This window comes from Mesorhizobium sp. WSM4807 (assembly GCF_055811615.1).
In genome coordinates this window covers 147,216-163,276 of record NZ_JBVVQY010000010.1, presented here as the reverse complement: position 1 = coordinate 163,276, position 16,061 = coordinate 147,216, and the positions used below count along the sequence as shown (strand labels likewise).

15 protein-coding genes and 1 pseudogene are annotated in these 16,061 nt (G+C 62.8%); 4 read left to right on the top strand and 12 right to left on the bottom strand.

Translation table 11 applies throughout. From position 1 onward, the window contains the following. Position 1: 1 nt before the first annotated feature. Positions 2 to 652 (bottom strand): TetR/AcrR family transcriptional regulator C-terminal domain-containing protein, encoded by a 651-nt coding sequence (locus AC0L3N_RS15795; RefSeq protein ID WP_473548521.1) that lies wholly within the window; start codon positions 650 to 652, stop codon positions 2 to 4. Between the two features lie 133 nt (positions 653 to 785). On the opposite strand from AC0L3N_RS15795, the gene AC0L3N_RS15790 reads away from it, so the two are divergent. Beyond that, the gene (locus AC0L3N_RS15790) at positions 786 to 1,037 is read left to right on the top strand and encodes an anthrone oxygenase family protein (RefSeq protein WP_473548448.1); all 252 of its coding nucleotides are present in this window, start codon (positions 786 to 788) and stop codon (positions 1,035 to 1,037) included. Positions 1,038 to 1,072: 35 nt separating this feature from the next. Here AC0L3N_RS15790 and AC0L3N_RS15785 read toward each other — a convergent pair whose 3' ends face one another. After that, positions 1,073 to 1,531, bottom strand: a complete 459-nt coding sequence (locus AC0L3N_RS15785; protein WP_473548446.1) for a MarR family winged helix-turn-helix transcriptional regulator — start codon at positions 1,529 to 1,531, stop codon at positions 1,073 to 1,075. A 98-nt stretch (positions 1,532 to 1,629) separates the two neighbouring features. Here AC0L3N_RS15785 and AC0L3N_RS15780 point away from each other — a divergent pair, with 98 nt between their 5' ends. Further along, positions 1,630 to 2,391, top strand: coding sequence for a glutathione S-transferase family protein (locus AC0L3N_RS15780; protein WP_473548445.1), 762 nt, complete (start codon positions 1,630 to 1,632; stop codon positions 2,389 to 2,391). On the opposite strand, the pseudogene AC0L3N_RS15775 reads toward AC0L3N_RS15780, so the two are convergent. Next, positions 2,354 to 3,584, bottom strand: a pseudogene (locus AC0L3N_RS15775) (FAD-dependent oxidoreductase). The gene AC0L3N_RS15780 and the pseudogene AC0L3N_RS15775 overlap by 38 nt on opposite strands. Before the next feature lie 95 nt (positions 3,585 to 3,679). After that, entirely contained in the window at positions 3,680 to 4,090 is a 411-nt protein-coding gene (locus tag AC0L3N_RS15770; RefSeq protein ID WP_029352119.1) for a winged helix-turn-helix transcriptional regulator, read from the bottom strand. Positions 4,091 to 4,226: 136 nt separating this feature from the next. Here AC0L3N_RS15770 and AC0L3N_RS15765 point away from each other — a divergent pair, with 136 nt between their 5' ends. After that, positions 4,227 to 5,117, top strand: a complete 891-nt coding sequence (locus AC0L3N_RS15765) for an SDR family oxidoreductase (RefSeq protein ID WP_473548444.1) — start codon at positions 4,227 to 4,229, stop codon at positions 5,115 to 5,117. Between the two features lie 158 nt (positions 5,118 to 5,275). On the opposite strand, the gene AC0L3N_RS15760 is transcribed toward AC0L3N_RS15765, so the two are convergent. Together AC0L3N_RS15760 and AC0L3N_RS15755 are read right to left on the bottom strand one after the other, a co-directional pair. Next, positions 5,276 to 7,189: a potassium transporter Kup gene (locus tag AC0L3N_RS15760; protein ID WP_123151900.1), complete on the bottom strand. Its 1,914-nt coding sequence runs from the start codon at positions 7,187 to 7,189 to the stop codon at positions 5,276 to 5,278. 103 nt (positions 7,190 to 7,292) lie between these two features. Continuing rightward, positions 7,293 to 8,033: a pyridoxine 5'-phosphate synthase gene (locus tag AC0L3N_RS15755; protein ID WP_473548442.1), complete on the bottom strand. Its 741-nt coding sequence runs from the start codon at positions 8,031 to 8,033 to the stop codon at positions 7,293 to 7,295. Positions 8,034 to 8,145: 112 nt separating this feature from the next. On the opposite strand from AC0L3N_RS15755, the gene AC0L3N_RS15750 reads away from it, so the two are divergent. Further along, complete coding sequence (locus AC0L3N_RS15750; RefSeq protein WP_123151902.1) at positions 8,146 to 8,550, top strand: SpoIIAA family protein; 405 nt, start codon at positions 8,146 to 8,148, stop codon at positions 8,548 to 8,550. A 27-nt stretch (positions 8,551 to 8,577) separates the two neighbouring features. Here the strand turns inward: AC0L3N_RS15750 and AC0L3N_RS15745 are convergent, their stop codons facing one another. The 6 genes from AC0L3N_RS15745 to AC0L3N_RS15720 all read right to left on the bottom strand — a co-directional run bounded on the left by AC0L3N_RS15745 (position 8,578) and on the right by AC0L3N_RS15720 (position 15,931). Next, positions 8,578 to 9,705: an ATP-dependent DNA helicase gene (locus AC0L3N_RS15745; protein WP_473548520.1), complete on the bottom strand. Its 1,128-nt coding sequence runs from the start codon at positions 9,703 to 9,705 to the stop codon at positions 8,578 to 8,580. Between the two features lie 146 nt (positions 9,706 to 9,851). Further along, a complete protein-coding gene (locus tag AC0L3N_RS15740) occupies positions 9,852 to 10,238 on the bottom strand; it encodes a nitrile hydratase accessory protein (RefSeq protein WP_165848851.1) in 387 nt (128 codons plus the stop codon). Continuing rightward, the gene (gene nthB, locus AC0L3N_RS15735) at positions 10,225 to 10,884 is read right to left on the bottom strand and encodes a nitrile hydratase subunit beta (protein ID WP_123151903.1); all 660 of its coding nucleotides are present in this window, start codon (positions 10,882 to 10,884) and stop codon (positions 10,225 to 10,227) included. The genes AC0L3N_RS15740 and nthB overlap by 14 nt, the downstream gene beginning before the upstream one ends. Next, positions 10,881 to 11,486 (bottom strand): nitrile hydratase subunit alpha, encoded by a 606-nt coding sequence (nthA, locus tag AC0L3N_RS15730; protein WP_123151904.1) that lies wholly within the window; start codon positions 11,484 to 11,486, stop codon positions 10,881 to 10,883. The genes nthB and nthA overlap by 4 nt, the downstream gene beginning before the upstream one ends. Before the next feature lie 66 nt (positions 11,487 to 11,552). Further along, positions 11,553 to 14,714 (bottom strand): efflux RND transporter permease subunit, encoded by a 3,162-nt coding sequence (locus AC0L3N_RS15725; RefSeq protein WP_473548441.1) that lies wholly within the window; start codon positions 14,712 to 14,714, stop codon positions 11,553 to 11,555. Then, positions 14,711 to 15,931, bottom strand: coding sequence for an efflux RND transporter periplasmic adaptor subunit (locus tag AC0L3N_RS15720; RefSeq protein WP_473548440.1), 1,221 nt, complete (start codon positions 15,929 to 15,931; stop codon positions 14,711 to 14,713). Before AC0L3N_RS15720 ends, AC0L3N_RS15725 begins: the two co-directional genes overlap by 4 nt. Positions 15,932 to 16,061 lie beyond the last annotated feature (130 nt).

Below are 16,061 nucleotides of genomic sequence, written 5' to 3'. Positions count from 1 at the left end.
TTCAGAGGCCTTGCGGCCCGGTTTTTGCTCCATAAAGAGCGAGAAACTGCTGCGTCGCCCGGACGGCATCGCCGCCGATCGCTGCATCAGTCAATTCCAGCCGGTCGCCGAGCAGCAGGCGAACCTGCACGTCACGGGCGACCAGCCCGAAAAAGGTGCGGAATGCCGCTTCGGCATCCGAGAACTCGAGAAGCCCGGCCTGCCGGCCGGCCTCCAGCACCGGCTTCAGGCGCCGGGCCAGCGCGAAGCGGCCGTTCTCCAGGACGATGGCGCCAAGATCGTCGTTCCCCGAGCCAGCATGGCCAATGGCGACGCGGTTCAGCGCGATCGATGTGTCGCTCGAAATCACCTTGAGCCAGTTCGAAGCGAAACGTGCGAGGCTCACCGTCAGCGAAGCAAGGGTAAGCCCCTTGCCGTCGACCGGCACCACCCGCACCTTGGAGGCCTGCCATTGCACCGTTGCCGTCAACAGCCCGTCGCGATCGCCGAACCATTTGTAGAGCGTCTCCTTGGAACAGCTCGCCCGCCGCGCCACGGCGGTCATGGTCAACTGATCGCCCTCCTCGACCAGCAGGCGAAGTGCGGCGTCGAGCACGGCTTTCTGCCGCTCCGTCAGTGCTTCGCCGGTGTCGATGTCGACGGTTGCCTGCAACAAGCTGTTTTCCTGCTCGATAACGGCGGCAGCCAGGGCCGTACCGTACGTTACGGTTCGGCATGTCTATGACGTATTGTCGGACCCGGTGCAAGCCCTATCTCCGCTTTTTGACGTCGATAGCCGTCATCGCATGTGTTCTTGGTGTCGTTGCTGGTGGCAGACCGGTAGTCTCGCCTATCTCGTCGGGGCGGTGTTGATCATCCTGCCCTGGCCATGGACGCTGATCGCAATGATGCCGACAAACCGATTGCTGGAGGTGATGGACGCGGCCGGCACCAATCCGCAGGCCCGGGCGTTGATCGTCAAATGGGCCAATCTGAACCTGGTTCGCGTCATGCTTGGCGTGCTGGCGGCACTGGCGTTCCTCCGGGGAAGTGTCTGACGTCGCTGCAACGATCTTCAGCGCCAAAGGCCACATCACCCCAGGGCGGCTGGATGACGCAGCCGCCCAAGCAGAGCCGACAAGGTGTCGAGGTCATCATCCGAAAGCCTGGCGCCGACCAGCTCCACGATCGACAGTCCGTAGACGGCCCACATCTGGCGGCGCATCTCGCGCCCCTTGCCGGTGATGCGGACCGTCTGTCCGCGCCCGTCATCGGCAACCCTGAGCCTCTCGACCAGCCCGTCCGCCTCAAGCCGCGCCAGCAGCCGCGAGACGTTGTATTGCGCAAACAATGTGCGCTCGATCAGCTGGAACGGCCGCAAGCCGCCCTCGCCCGCTTCGGCAAGCTCATGCAGCACGTCGTACCAGGCAAGCGGCGGTAAGTTGCTGTCCTTCAGCGCGTCTTCAGCTCTTTCCACCAGCTGGCGCGAAACGCGCATTAGGCGCGCCCAGGCCTTGATGGCCGCCGGCGAAGGATTGGTTTTCTCCGTCATGATTGCAGCATAGGCGATAGATGCAATTGCATCAAGCTTGACGATCGATGCAAATGCATCTATGTAAATGCAATTGCATTGATATCGGAGGCACTGCCATGAAACATGAAATCTGCAAGATCGCCGACATCCCGGAGACGGGCAGCCTGGTGTCCGACAAGCTCGTTCTCGTCAGCCACCACCTTTGTCCCTATGTGCAGCGCGCGGCGATCTCACTCGCCGAAAAAGACGTGCCGTTCGAACGCCTCACCATCGATCTCGCCAACAAGCCGGCCTGGTTCAAGGCGATATCGCCGCTCGGCAAGGTGCCGCTGCTGCGCGTGCAGCAAAATGGCGAGGAAACGGTGATTTTCGAATCGGCGGTCATCCTCGAATTCCTCGAGGAAACGCAACGGCCCCCACTTCACCCTGCCGACCCGCTGGCCCGGGCCCGGCACCGCGCGTGGGTCGAGTTTGGCTCGGCCGTCCTCAACGCCATCGGTCGATTCTATTCCGCGCCGACCGAGGCCGCCTTCCTTGCCGAAGGCGAAGGTCTGTCGGCGACGTTCGACCGTCTCGAAGAGGAACTGACGGCTGGCCGAGCTGGGCCATGGTTTGCCGGCGAGCGCTTTTCACTGGTCGATGCTGTCTATGGACCAATCTTCCGCTATTTCGACACCTTCGATCGGATCGGCGATTTCGGCATCCTGAGCGGAAAGCCGCTTGTCGAGGCCTGGCGGAAGGGATTGCACGAACGCAAGTCGGTGAAGGACGCTGTCACCCCAGACTATCCACAGCGCCTTCATGCATTCCTGCAAGCGAAGGGTTCGCACCTTTCGAAACTCATCCGCCGCAACGAGGCGGCCACCGCGCTTCCTTGATACCGATCCGCCTAAACGGATCGACGATGGTTCCAGCAACCATCGAGGCAAGGATGTTTGGCGCCGGCGGGATTTTCGCCACCGACGCCACCAGCCAGTCGCGGACGAACGGCATCACGGTCGAATCCGACTGGTAGAAGGGCGTCAGCATCAGCGACAGCGCCTGAAACACCCGGACATGCCATCGCCGCGCCCGGACGTAGGCCTCGAGCGCAGTATCGACACGATCCGTTCCTATGAGCGCGTAATTGAGCGCTGCTGCATCGAGCAGCGCCATGTTCGCCCCTCGCCCGAGCTGCGGGCTGGTCGAATGCGCGGCATCGCCGATGACCGCCCATCGCCTTCCGGCCGGCATCTTGAGGGCCGTAACGCGCCAGCGAGAGCTGGTCGAAATTGTCGATCTGGCGCGTGAACGCCTCGCATTCGGGCCACAGCCGAACCAACCTCGCCTTCCATGCGTCGAGACCCTTTGCCCTTACCTGCTCTGCGTCCGCCGGCTTCAGGCTCCAGAAGAATGCCGCCATCTTCTCAGCGCCGGGTTCCGGCCTCCCGATCGGCAGCACGCCGATCATCACGCTCGCTCTGTCGTAGCGCTGCAGCAGGGCGTGCTCGTCGAAACCGTCGCCGCGCCAGCCGAGCGACGCCCAGAACGCGCCATAGGCGAGCGGCCGCGGTTCACCCGGATTCTGCACACACTGCCGCAGTTTGGAGCGCGAACCGCTGGCACCGACGATTAGGTCGAATGGCCCTGTCCTTCGCCCGTTGCCGCAGATCAGCGTTGTCCGTTCGCCGGTTTCCAGCGTCTCGAGCTCGACGCCGGTTTCGATGGCGATCGCCTCGCGCCGAACGGCACGGAAAAGCACGCCGAACAAGGCCGCCCGGTGCACCGCCAGCCCGAAACGACTGCGGCGCTGCGCATCATAGCGGACGTCGAGTACGGTGCGGCCGGTTTTCGCATCGGCGCCATGCAGACGGTCGATGCGGCTGCCCAGCGCCAGGATGTCGTCGAGCAGGCCGAGATCGGCAAGCACCGTCAGCCCGGTCGGCTGCAGGATCAGCCCGGATCCGACCGGCTTTGGCTCGTCGAAGCGCTCGAAGACGGTGACCCGATGCCCGGCACGTTTCAGATAGAGTGCCGCGGCCAGTCCGGCCGGGCCGGCGCCGGCAATCGCGATGTCCAGAGAAATGCCCATTGCCCGCCGAATCTTCTCGCCCAAGCCGGACAATCCTTCAGCGGTATCGCCAAATCAAGCCGTCGCGCTTGGCGTTGCCGCTCCGGCACTGATGGTTAGGTCTCGGTAGCGTCGAATGCGTTCCGCGCGTCGCGCACAGCGCCATGATTGAGCTCGGCCCACTGGAGCAGCTGGTGCAGGGGTCCGAACATCGAGCGTCCGAGATCGGTCAGGCTGTATTCGACGCTCGGCGGCTTGGTCGGGAACACCTCGCGATGGACGTAACCGTCGCGCTGTAAATCGTGCAGCGTCTGGGTGAGCATGCGCTGTGAAATGTCGGGCACCAGCCGCCGCAATTCGCCGAACCGGTACGGCTTTTCGGCCAGCGCCATCATCAACAGCGAACTCCATTTGTTGCTGATGCCCTGGATCACATCGCGAACCGGACAGTCCGCAATGTTGCCCCCGCCGCTGCCCGCTTTGTAAATCTCGAGTTTCGATCTCAGACCGACGATTTTGCTGTCCATCGCTGGTTCCCTGCGCCTGCCTACCTCCCGCAAAACTGCCTTCTTTACGGAGGTCGGTCAATTCCTATTTTAGTGCTGGTCTCTTTTTGAGACTTATATAAGCACCCGCCGCTCCGGCGCAACGACAGGACTTCCCATGACCGAAACCCTTCTCGTCACCGGCGCCTCCGGCCAGCTCGGCCGCGGCGTCATCCATCATCTGCTGGACACGCTCAAGGTTCCGCCCGCACGCATCATCGCCGCCACCCGTAATCCGGAAAACCTCGCCGACTTGGCGACGCGCGGCGTTGCCATCAGGCAAGCCGATTTCGATGACACGGCGTCGCTCGTCGAGGCATTCAAGGGCGCCGGCAGGGTCCTGATCATCTCGACCGGCGAGATCGACCTTGGGGGCAAGCGCCTCAAGCAGCACGAGAATGCAGTCGCAGCCGCCAAGAAGGCTGGTGTCTCGCATCTGCTCTACACCTCGATGCCCAATCCTGAGCCGGGATCGCCGGTGCTGTTTGCGGGCGATCACTACGGGACCGAGCACGCGATAAAGGCGAGCGGCATCCCCTACACGATTTTCCGCAACGGCTGGTATCAGGAGAACCTGTTCATGTCGCTGCCGCATGCCATTGCCTCGGGGCAGTGGTACACATCGGCGGCCGACGGCCGCATCGCCCATGGCGCTCGCGACGACATGGCCGTGGCGATCGCCGCCGGCCTTGCCTCGGGCGATACTGAAAGCACCACATACACGCTGACGGGTCCGCAGGCCTACACGGTCGCCGAGATCGCGGCCCTGGTGACCGACGTCACCGGCAAGCCCATCGAGGTCGTTCAGCTTTCGGATGAAGCCTTGACCGAGGGCCTGAAGGCTGCCGGCGTTCCCGAAGGTTTTGCCCCCGTCGTCACCTCCTTCGACACCAACACGCGCTCCGGCCGCATCGGCATGGTGACCGACGCGATCGAGACACTTTCAGGCAGGAAGCCGAAATCGCTGAAGCAATTTCTTGAAGCGAACAAGGCAGCGCTAACCGGCTGAAGTCGGCCGTGGTCAGGGGCATGTCGAGATTCAGGTCAGGCCGAGTCGAGAATGGTGGGTTCCGAGAACCGGAGCGGAGCGTACTTTCGGGTACGTGAGCACCGGAAGCGCAGGTATCAGCCGTTCGCAGCCCGGCCCCACCTGAATATCGGCATGCCCTAGATAGCCACCTGCGTTCCGATCTCAACCACACGTCCGGTCGGGATCTGAAAATACTCCGTCGCATCCGCTGCCGTGCGCGCCAACCCGATGAACAGCTTGTCCTGCCACACCGGCATGCCGGAGTTGGGTGACGCCTTGAGCGAGCGCCGCGACAGGAAGAACGAGGTCGTCATGATGTCGAACTTCCAGCCCTGCTTGCGGCAGATCGCCAGCGCACGCGGGATGTTGGGCTGCTCCATGTAGCCGAAGGTCAGCGTCACCCGCATGAACAGCTCGTTGATCGTTTCCATCTTGACCCGGTCACTGTCGGGCACCATGGGCTGCTGCGCCGTCACCACCGAGAGGATGACGTTCTGTTCGTGCAGCACCTTGTAGTGCTTCAGGCTGTGCATCAGCGCGGTTGGCGCGCTGACGGGATCGCTGGTCAGGAACACGGCCGTACCGGACACCAGCTGCGGTTTCTTCTTCAACAAATTGCCGGCAAGGAAATCGAGCGGAATCTCGTTCCTGCGCGTCTTGTCGAACAGATAGCGACTCCCGCGTATCCAGGTCCCCATGATCAGCCCCATGATGCTGGCAACAGCGATTGAAACCCATCCGCCTTCCATGAATTTCACAATATTTGCCAGGAAGAAGCCGGTGTCTATCGTGCCAAAGAGCAGCGCGAGCGCCGCAGCGAGCGCGGTCTGCCATTTCCATTGCCACCGCATCACCACGAACAGCAAAATAGTCGTCATCAGCATTTCGCCTGTCACCGAAATTCCATAGGCGGAAGCCAGGGAACTCGAACTGCCAAAGCCCACGACCAACAGCATTACGCCGAGCGCGAGAATGAGATTCACGCGCGGCATGTAAATTTGGCCGAGTTGCATTTCGGAAGTATGCTGAACTTCGATTCTGGGCAGAAGATTGAGCTGCACCGCTTGCCTGGTCAGCGAAAACGCCCCGGAGATAACGGCTTGACTGGCGATGACAGTCGCTGCTGTTGCGAGCCCGACCATCGGTATCAGTGCCCAATCTGGCAGCATCTGGAAAAACGGATTGTCGGGCAGCCCCCCGTGAGCAAGAACGAATGCGCCTTGCCCAAAATAGCTGAGCAGCAGGCAGGGGAAGACGATCCAGAACCAGGCTAGCACGATTGGACGGCGACCGAAGTGTCCGAGATCGACGTAAAGCGCTTCAGCACCGGTAACCGCCAGAAAAACCGCGCCGACGGTGAGAAATGCACCCGCTTTGGCTTCGGCAAGGTAGACGACTGCATAATAGGGGTTGATTGCCAGAAGTACCGAGACATCGTCAAGAATATGCACCAACCCGAAAATGCCGATCGCCAGAAACCAGAGCGCCGTCACCGGCCCGAAAACGGAGGCCACTCTGCCGGTCCCGAAGCGCTGCACGGCAAACAAGACGGCAAGAATCACCAATGTAATGGGAACCACGTACGGATCGAACGCCGGGGTCACGACGCTCAGCCCTTCCACCGCTGAAAGCACCGAGATGGCCGGCGTTATGATCGCGTCGCCGAAAAACAGTGCGGCTCCGCAGAGACCAATGGCAAGAATGATGCCGGAACCAGCCGGATAAGCTTTCCGGGCCAGCGCCATAAGCGACAGGGTACCGCCTTCACCCTTGTTATCCGCCCGAAGCACGAAGGCGACGTATTTGATTGTCACGATAATCGTCAGTGCCCAGACGATCAGCGACAGAATGCCCAGAACGGCACTGCGCGGATCGGTGCCGGACGAAGCATGCAGTGCTTCGCGAAGCGCATAGATCGGGCTGGTGCCGATATCGCCATAGACCACGCCGAGAGCGCCCAGCATCAAAACCTTGGTGCTGTGCTTTTCGACCTCAGGATGGCTTGATTGTTCGACGGGTTCTGCCTCACTACCACTGTTGGTAAGGGCCATGGACGACACTCCGATAAGCGCGCGGTGCTCTACGCTTGCTGCGATGCAATATCAAGTGCCCCAACGTGATGGCTGCCATGTCCGCAAAGCGCGGCTTCCATCCCTACCACCCACAGGCCTTCAGAAATCTTTTGACCGTGCCGGCCATGCCATACTCCAACGCATCGGCTGTCAACCCATGTCCAATCGACACTTCGGCCAATGCCGGGATGCGCTTTGCCAATGCCGGCAGGTTGCTCACCACCAGATCGTGGCCGGCATTGACCTGAAGCCCGGCGGCAAGCGCGGCATCCGCGGTTTTTCCCAATCTTTCCAGCTCCTTTGCCGCTTTTACCGAATCAGAATGATAGCTGCCATATGGACCCGTGTAGAGCTCGATCCGGTCGGCGCCGGTGTCGCGCGCGGCCTTCATGCCTGCCGGATCCGGGTCGGAAAACAACGATACGCGAAAGCCTCCCTTTTTCAGGCGCTTGACGATCGGTGTCAGGAACGCCGCCTCGGCGGCGAAGTTCCAGCCATGGTCGGAGGTGGCCTGGGCAGGGTCGTCGGGCACCAGCGTCACCTGCTCCGGCTGGTGCTTTTCAACAAGCGCCAGGAAATCCTCGCTTGGATAGCCCTCGATGTTGAACTCCGCCTGGGGGAATTCGTCGTCGATCAATGCCCTGATCTCCGGCAGGTCGGAATGCCTGGTGTGCCGCTCGTCGGGCCGCGGATGCACGGTCAGCCCATGCGCGCCCGCGGCAAGTGCGATGCGTCCGAGCCCGGTGACGCTTGGCCACGGCAGGTCGCGCCGGTTGCGCAGCATGGCGATGGCATTGAGATTGACGGAGAGTTTTGCAGGCATGGGTTCTCGGGTCCGGGTGTATTTGCGGCCATCTATACCGCCTTTGGCGGGAACAGACAGGGGGTTTCCGGTGTTCCAGAGGGACGTATAATATCCAGCAAGAGGAAGACCCGTGAATTATCTTGAAGCCGTGCCGGCGGTTCGCCGCATCGACACCGACCGCGACGACCTGTTCGCCATCGATGTCGTCGGCCATGTCACGGCGGCCGATGCGGAAAACCTGTTCGGTTTGCTGGAGGCGGCTTACGCGCTGCACCCGAAAATCGACGTGCTGGTGCGCCTGATCGACCATGATGGCGTCGATTGGGTCGATGTGTCGGACGAAACGCTTGAACAGGGCACTGCCCATGCCGTGGAGCATGTCGGCCGCTGCGCTGCGGTCGGCGAGCCGAACTGGGTACCCAGCGCACAGAGCTTGCAGCCTGCTTCCTCGCCCGTCGAGATCAGGCATTTCGAGGCAGAGGACGAAGCATCCGCCTGGGAATGGCTCGGCGCCAGACCGCTTGCGCCACGCTGACGCAGTCACAGTCCTGGCTCGATCCGCCTATCTGACAATCGTCAGCCGTTCGGCCGCGCGCGTGATCGCGGTGTAGAGCCAGCGCTGACGGGTTTCCTTGAACGCCCAGCTTTCGTCGAAAAGCACGATCTCGTTCCACTGCGAGCCTTGCGACTTGTGCACGGTCAGCGCGTAGCCGTAGTCGAAATCGTCGAAGCGCTTTTTCTGCTGCCAGGGAATGTCGGCGTCCGGGTCCTCGAACGCTGCCTTGAGCAGCTTGATCTTGGCGACGCCGCGGTCCGGATCGTCCTCCTCCGGCGAGACCAGCAAATTGATGCCGGGTTTCACCGTCTCGCGCGACGAGGTCATCACCTTCCACAGCGAGCCGTTGAGCAATCCCTTGGCAGGGTCGTTACGCAGGCAGACGAGCTTGTCGCCCGCTTGTGGAAAGTCGGCATTGAACCCCTTCAGCTCGCGCAGCCGCTGATTATAGCGACGCCGCGTCCTGTTGGTGCCGACCAGCACCTGGTCCGCCTTCAGCACCAGTTCCTGGGTGACGTCTTCCTTGCCGATCACCTGCGCCGTGCCATAGTCGCCGCGCATGAATTCGCGCCCCTCGCGCACGTCGAGCGCCAGCCGGATGATCGGGTTGTCGCGCGCCTGCCGGTGGATCTCGGTGAGAAGAATATCCGGCTCATGCTCGGTGAAGAAGCCGCCGCCCGAGATCGGCGGCAACTGGCCGGGATCGCCGAGAACAAGGATCGGCGTGCCGAAACTCATCAGGTCGCGGCCGAGCTGTTCGTCGACCATCGAACATTCGTCTATGACCACGAGCTTGGCCCGCGAGATCGGGCTCTGCCGGTTGAGCGAAAAGGTCGGCGATATCGAAGTCTTGCCGGTCACCTCGTCTGCTACCGATTCCTCGCCCTTCGGCCGGTAGATCAGCGAATGGATGGTGCGGGCATTGACCGCGCCCTTGGAACGCAGCACCTGCGCCGCCTTGCCGGTGAAGGCTGCGAATTGCACCTGGCCGTCGACATGTTCGGCGAAATAGCGCGCCAGCGTCGTCTTGCCGGTGCCGGCATAGCCGAACAGCCGGAAGAGCTGCGGCTTTCCAGACTTGAGCCAGGTGGCGACCGCTTTCAGCGCGTCGTCCTGTTGAGGAGAGAATTCCATCAGCGCGAGAGACCGGATTCGCGAGGGAAAGACAAGGCCGACGGCCACTAATCAAGTTCGTCGGCAGCGGGCCGCACCGCCTCCAATGACGCTATTTATCAGGCAGAGGTCGGAACGTAAAGAGAACGAAGTCGAGCCGCCACGACCTAGCCGGTCGGGCCGCCACGACCTTCGGTCGGGCCGGGATCGTTGTCGAGCAGGATCGGCTTGCCATGCGGCGTCGAATGCGCGGCGCGTTCCCAGGCGGCAGCGAGCGAATCGACGTCGCCCTTGCCGGCAACGCCTTTGGCCGACAGCAAATTCTCCAGCGCCGCCAGCCAGTGCTCGTAATAATCGTGGCCATCGCTTGCGACACCCGGTTTCCTGACCTCGGCGGACAAGGCGTCTGCCCATTCGCTCCAGGAGAACAGGCCCTTGTCGTGCAGCGCAACCGTCATGGCGAAGGCTTCCGCTTGCCATGGCTCTGCGAACACCGGCGCATCGACGCCAGCAGGCAGCGTGGCGGTGACTGACTTCGCCTCACGCCGGCTCAAGATAGCTCTCCCAGGCGTCGATCGACACGGTCAGCGTCGGGTCGGCGCCCTCGCCCCAGATCTCCGCGCCGTCAAAAACCACGGTATAGACCCATTGCGGGTTTTCGCCTTGCCCATGCGCATTCGTGTCGGGGAAGACAAAACCATCGCGCACCGCCTCGACGGCGCCCTGCTTGCCGCGTGCGTAGCGCGGCAGCCTTGTGTGGCCGGTCGGATGGAAATTCTTCGTCCGCACGAGGTCGCCAGCCTTGAACCGCGCCGGTGTGGCAACCGGCCGGTCGCAGGGGCCGCCCTTAGCCAACACTGCCGGCACGTTTTCGGCCTTCAGCACCCGCTTTGGCGTTGCGGCAGGGTCGACCGCCTTGCCCGCGGCCAGATCGCGGTCGCTGACAAAACCATGCCGCTTCAGCAAGGTTTCGAGCGCCTTGATCCAGATCTCGTAGTAGCTGGAGCCATAGTAGTCGGCGGGATGCAGCGATTCCCGCGCATGCCGGCTCTCGTCGATGGTCCAGGCGCCCATGGCGCCCGCGCACAGCGTCACGCCAAGCGCCCGTCTTTCCCATTCGGCATGGAAATAGGGTTCGTCCTTTTCGGGTGCGACCGGCCCGAACCCCATCTGCCCGCCGAGATCCTGCGGCCCGTTCATGCCGGCTCCCGCGCCAGTCCGGCGCCGATCATCGCGTCGCGCGTCACCAGATCGGCCAGCCGCTCCTCGCTCCAGCCATCGGTGCCGTTCGGCCGCATCGGCACGACCAGGTAACGCAGTTCGGCGGTAGAATCCCATACCCGGATCTTTGTCGTTGCCGGCAAGATCAGCCCGAATTCCTCGAGCACGCCGCGCGGATCGATGACCGCGCGCGAACGATAGGGCGGGGCCTTGTACCAGACCGGCGGCAGGCCGAGCACCGACCACGGGTAGCAGGAGCACAGCGTGCAGACGATGAGGTTGTGCGTGTCCGCCGTGTTGAACACGGCCTGCATGTGCTCGCCCTGCCGGCCGGTGTAGCCGAGCGAACCGATCGCCGCCGTGGCGTCGCGTTTCAGCCGGGCGGCAAAGTCAGGGTCGACCCACGCCTTCGCCACCACCTTGGCGCCGTTGCGCGGACCGATTTTTGTCTCATAGGTGTCGACGATCACGTCGATCGCGGCCGGATCGATCAGCCCTTTCTGGGTGAGGATCGTCTCCAGCGCGCGCACCCGGGCGGCAAAAGGATCAAGCTCGTTGTCGTGGTCGTGGTTACGGGACATGGCCGTAAATTACGGCTGCAAGCATTCCACCGCAAGCGCCACGGCTTGGGCCAGCCCTATCGACTTCTACTCGGCTGCCGCCTTCTGCGGCTCGCCCTGCGACTCTTCTCCGTGCTCGAACAGCGACGGCTGGTCGACAGCTTCGACCGGTGGCTGCTCGTCCCGGCGCTTCGGCCACAGCCCGACAAGCCAGCCGGAAAAATGCTCCATGTAGACAAAGATGACCGGCGTGACGAACAGCGTCAGCGCTTGCGAAGCGACGAGGCCGCCGACCACTGCCACGCCGAGCGGCTGGCGCAGTTCGGCGCTGGCGCCGGTGCCGAGCGCGATCGGGATCGTGCCCATCAGCGCCGCCAGCGTCGTCATCATGATCGGCCGGAAGCGCATCAGGCAGGCCTTGTGAATGGACTCGAGCGGCGACATCCCCTCGCGCCTGAGTTCGAGCGCGACGTCGATCATCATAATGCCGTTCTTCTTGACGATGCCGATCAGCATCAGGATGCCGATGACAGCGATCACCGAAAGATCCATCCCCGCAAGCCGCAACGCAACAAGCGCGCCGAGCACCGCGGACGGAAGTCCGGTCAGGATGGTGAGCGGATGGATGAAGCTCTCGTAGAGGATGCCGAGGACGATGTAGATGGTCAGGATTGCGCCGCCGATCAGCAGGCCCTGGTTGGCAAGCGAATCCTGGAACGTTTTCGCCGTGCCCGAAAAAGTGGTCGAGATCGTCGCCGGCATGCCGATCTTTTCCTTCAGCGCATTGATGCGGCTCACGCTGTCGCCGAGCGCGACGCCTTGCGGCAGATTGTAGGAAATGGTCACCGCCGGAAGCTGGCCGAGTTGGTTGACGGTCAAGGCACCGGCGGTCCGATCGACACGAGCGAAGGCGCCGAGCGGCACCAGGCTGCCGCTGGCCGTCCTCACCTTGATCGCCAGCATCCTTTCTGGCGACCACTCGATCCTCGGGTCGAGTTCCATGATCACTTCATAGCTGTCGGCCGAACCGAAGATGGTCGACACCTGCTCGGTGCCGAACCCGCCATAGAGGCTGGAGCGCAACGTATCGGTGTCAACGCCGAGCGTCGCCGCCTTGTCGCGGTCGACCACCAGCGACGCCTGCAAGGCGTTGTTCTGCAAATCATTGGTGACGTCGGTGAAGGCGCTAAGGTCGGCGGCCATCGCATCGGTGAGCTTCTGCGCCCAAGCGTCCGCCGCGCCGATGTCGAGGCCCTGCACGACGAGCTGATAGGCGCTGGCCGAAGCGCGCGCGCCGAGCCGCAGATTCTGCACAGGCTGCATGAAGGTTTCGATGCCGGGGACATTGGCCAGCTGCCGCCGCAGATCCGAGAGCACCTTGTCGATATCGGGGCGCTGGTCCTTGTCCTTCAATTGCACATAGAGCCGGCCCTGGTTGAGCGCGCTGTCTCCGCCGCCTACCGACCACCCTACATGCGAGACATAGGGTGAATGGGTGAAGACATCGGCCACTTGCCCCTGCAACTTCACCATGGCGTCGAACGAAATGTCCTGGCGCGCGGTGGTCGTCACCGAAATTTGGCCGATATCCTCCTGCGGGAAGAAGCCTTTCGGCGAGGTCTGGATCAGCCAGACCGACAGTGCGGCCGTCCCAACGAAGACGAGAAAAACCACGAAACTGTGCCGCAGGCAAAACGTCAGCAGCCAGTCATAGCCCCGCATGAAGACATTGTGCCTGTGGCCTTCGCCCTGCGCTGCTTCGCGCTCGGCCTTCACAGATAAAAGCCGCGAGCACAGCATCGGCGTCAGCGTCAGCGACACGAACATCGACGCAAGGATGGCGACCGTCACCACCACCGCGAACTCGTTGAAGATGCGCCCGATCACTCCACCCATCAAAAGCACGGGGATGAACACAGCAACCAGCGAGATTGAGATCGAGATGATGGTGAAGCCGATTTCGCGGGCGCCCTTGAGCGCCGCTTCGAGGGCCGAGAGCCCGTCCTCCTCCATGTGGCGGAAGATGTTCTCCAGCATCACGATCGCATCATCGACGACAAGGCCGACCGCCAGCGTCAGCCCCATCAGCGAGATGTTGTCGATGGAAAAGCCGAACAGGAACATGGCGCCGAGCGTGGCGATCAGCGAGATCGGCACCGCCACCGCCGGGATGATCGTCGCCGATACCCGGCGCAGGAACAGGAAGATCACCATCACCACCAGCACGATGGTGAGCAGCAGTGTGAACTGCACGTCGTCGACCGCCTCGCGGATCGAAGTCGAGCGGTCGTTGAGCAACCGGATACTGGCCGCCGCCGGCATTTGATCCTGGAAGGACGGCAGCATCGCCTTGACGCGGTCAACGACGTCGACGGTATTGGCATCGGGCTGGCGCTGCACGGCCATGATGATCGCGCGGGTGCCGTCGTACCAGCTGGCCGTCGTCGTGGTCTCGACCGAATCGATGACGCGGGTCACCTCGCCGAGCCGAACCGGACGGCCGTTCCTGGTGGCTATGATGATTTTGGAAAATCCCGCCGCGTTGTTCAGCTGCGTATTGGCGGTGATCGTCAGCTGCTGCTTGTCGTTCTGCAGCACGCCGAGCGGCGTGTTGCTATTGGCCGAGGCGATCGCCGTCTGCAGCTGGTCGATCGAAATGCCGCGTGCGGCGAGCGCAGTCGGATCGATCTGGACGCGCACCGCGTATTTCTGCTGGCCGAAGATCGAGACCTGCGCCACGCCTTCGATCGTCGACAGCGCCGGCGAGATTACATTCTCGGCAAAGCCATCGAGATCGGTCAGCGGGACCGTGTCGCTGACCAGCGACATCAGGAGGATCGGCGCATCGGCCGGATTGACCTTACGGTAACTCGGCGGGCTGGTCATCTCAGGCGGCAATTGCCGCTGCGTTCGTGCGATCGCCGCCTGCACGTCGGCAGCGGCCGCATCGATATCACGATTGAGCACGAACTGGATGGCGATCGAGGTGGAGCCGAGCGAATTGGTGGTCGAGATCGAATCGATGCCCGCGATGGTGGTAAACTGCTTGATCAGCGGCGTTGCCACCGAGGTCGCCATGGTTTCCGGCGAGGCGCCGGGCAGCGAGGCCGAGACGTTAACCACCGGAAACTCGGCGCTAGGCAGAGCGGCCACCGGCAGGAACTTGTAAGCGAACAGCCCGCCCAGCACGAGCGCAAAGGACATGAGCAGGGTGGCGACAGGCCTGCGGATGCAGAATTCGGAGATCATGGCCGCGTCCCGCCCGCCTTGCCAGCCTCGGCAACCCTAGGAGACGCCTGATCACTGGCCTCGCCTTCGTGGACTGGTGAGCCGTTCTTCAGCTTTGCCTGGCCCTCGACGACGACACGTTCGCCGCTTTTCAGCCCTTCGCCGATAGCGCTCTTGTCGCCTTCGCTCAGTGCGACCTGCACGGGCCGCACCTCCACCGTGTTGTCGGGCTTGATCACATAGACGAATGGCCCCTTCTGGCTAGGCTGCACCGCAACCGTGGGAACCGAGGTCATTTGCGGCATGATGCCGGCATCGAGCACGACATTGACATATTGGCCTGGCCACAACGAAAGATCGGCATTGGGCACGCTGGCCCGCGTCGCGATTGTGCCGGAGGCGGTGTCGACGCTGGAATCGACGAAATCGAGGGTCCCCTTGCCGATCGGCGTCGGATCGCCGTCCCTGGTCAGCGTGACTGCACCTTCCTGCGGCTCCGCCAGCGCCTTGTGCAGCAAGGCAAGATCGCTTTCCGGAAGGTTGAAGTTCACCTGCAGCGGGTCCACCTGGGTGATGGTCACCAGCGGGGCCGACGTGCTGTTGCCGTTGCTGGTGGTGACGAGATCGCCGATCGCGACGTTGACCGCACCCAGCCTGCCGGAAATCGGCGCCGTGATCGTGGCAAAGCCAAGCTGGACCTCGTCCGCATCGATCGTTGCCTTGTCGGCATCGACCGTGGCCGCGGCGGACTTCTGCGCGGCGATCGCCTGGTCGTAGGTCTGCTGCGTGCCGGCCTGCTTGGCGACGAGATTCTTGGCGCGCTCAAGATCGGCCGTGGCATTGGCAAGCAGCGCCTGGTCCTTGGCGAGCGTCGCCTGATCGCGGGCCAGTTGCGCCTTCAGCGCGCGATCGTCCAGCGAGAACAGGAGGTCGCCAGCCCTCACCATCTGCCCGTCCTTGACGGCGATCGATGTGATCTGGCTCGAGATCCGTGCGTTGACGCTGACTACGGCGGGGGAGGATACGAAGCCGATGGCGTAGCGCCGGATCGGGAAGTCGGCCGTCGAAGCGGTGGCGGCAACCACCGAGGTCGAGCGTGCTGCATTTGCGGCCGCCGATTTGTCAGGCGCCGCCTGGCCCGCTGACAGCATCTGCCAGACTTTGTCCGTCGCCGCGGGCGAAAGGTACAGCCCGGCCGCGACAAGGCAGGCGACCGCAAGCACGATCTTTCCACGCATCGTCAAAGGCCTTTTATCCGACACGCCGTGGTTCGGTGGTCACATCTGGCGTAACTCGCAGCCTCGTGCCGCGGTTTCACCAAATAGAATAGATAGAGGGCGCCGAAGGCGAAAAAGGGCCAAAACCCGG

Excerpts from the sequence above, each read along its gene's own strand:
- AC0L3N_RS15790 (WP_473548448.1), top strand. The coding sequence starts at position 786 with ATGTGTTCTTGGTGTCGTTGCTGGTGGCAGACCGGTAGTCTCGCCTAT.
- AC0L3N_RS15785 (WP_473548446.1), bottom strand. The coding sequence starts at position 1,531 with ATGACGGAGAAAACCAATCCTTCGCCGGCGGCCATCAAGGCCTGGGCG.
- AC0L3N_RS15780 (WP_473548445.1), top strand. The coding sequence starts at position 1,630 with ATGAAACATGAAATCTGCAAGATCGCCGACATCCCGGAGACGGGCAGC.
- AC0L3N_RS15770 (WP_029352119.1), bottom strand. The coding sequence starts at position 4,090 with ATGGACAGCAAAATCGTCGGTCTGAGATCGAAACTCGAGATTTACAAA.
- AC0L3N_RS15765 (WP_473548444.1), top strand. The coding sequence starts at position 4,227 with ATGACCGAAACCCTTCTCGTCACCGGCGCCTCCGGCCAGCTCGGCCGC.
- AC0L3N_RS15760 (WP_123151900.1), bottom strand. The coding sequence starts at position 7,189 with ATGGCCCTTACCAACAGTGGTAGTGAGGCAGAACCCGTCGAACAATCA.
- AC0L3N_RS15755 (WP_473548442.1), bottom strand. The coding sequence starts at position 8,033 with ATGCCTGCAAAACTCTCCGTCAATCTCAATGCCATCGCCATGCTGCGC.
- AC0L3N_RS15745 (WP_473548520.1), bottom strand. The coding sequence starts at position 9,705 with ATGGAATTCTCTCCTCAACAGGACGACGCGCTGAAAGCGGTCGCCACC.
- nthB (WP_123151903.1), bottom strand. The coding sequence starts at position 10,884 with ATGAACGGGCCGCAGGATCTCGGCGGGCAGATGGGGTTCGGGCCGGTC.
- nthA (WP_123151904.1), bottom strand. The coding sequence starts at position 11,486 with ATGTCCCGTAACCACGACCACGACAACGAGCTTGATCCTTTTGCCGCC.
- AC0L3N_RS15725 (WP_473548441.1), bottom strand. The coding sequence starts at position 14,714 with ATGATCTCCGAATTCTGCATCCGCAGGCCTGTCGCCACCCTGCTCATG.
- AC0L3N_RS15720 (WP_473548440.1), bottom strand. The coding sequence starts at position 15,931 with ATGCGTGGAAAGATCGTGCTTGCGGTCGCCTGCCTTGTCGCGGCCGGG.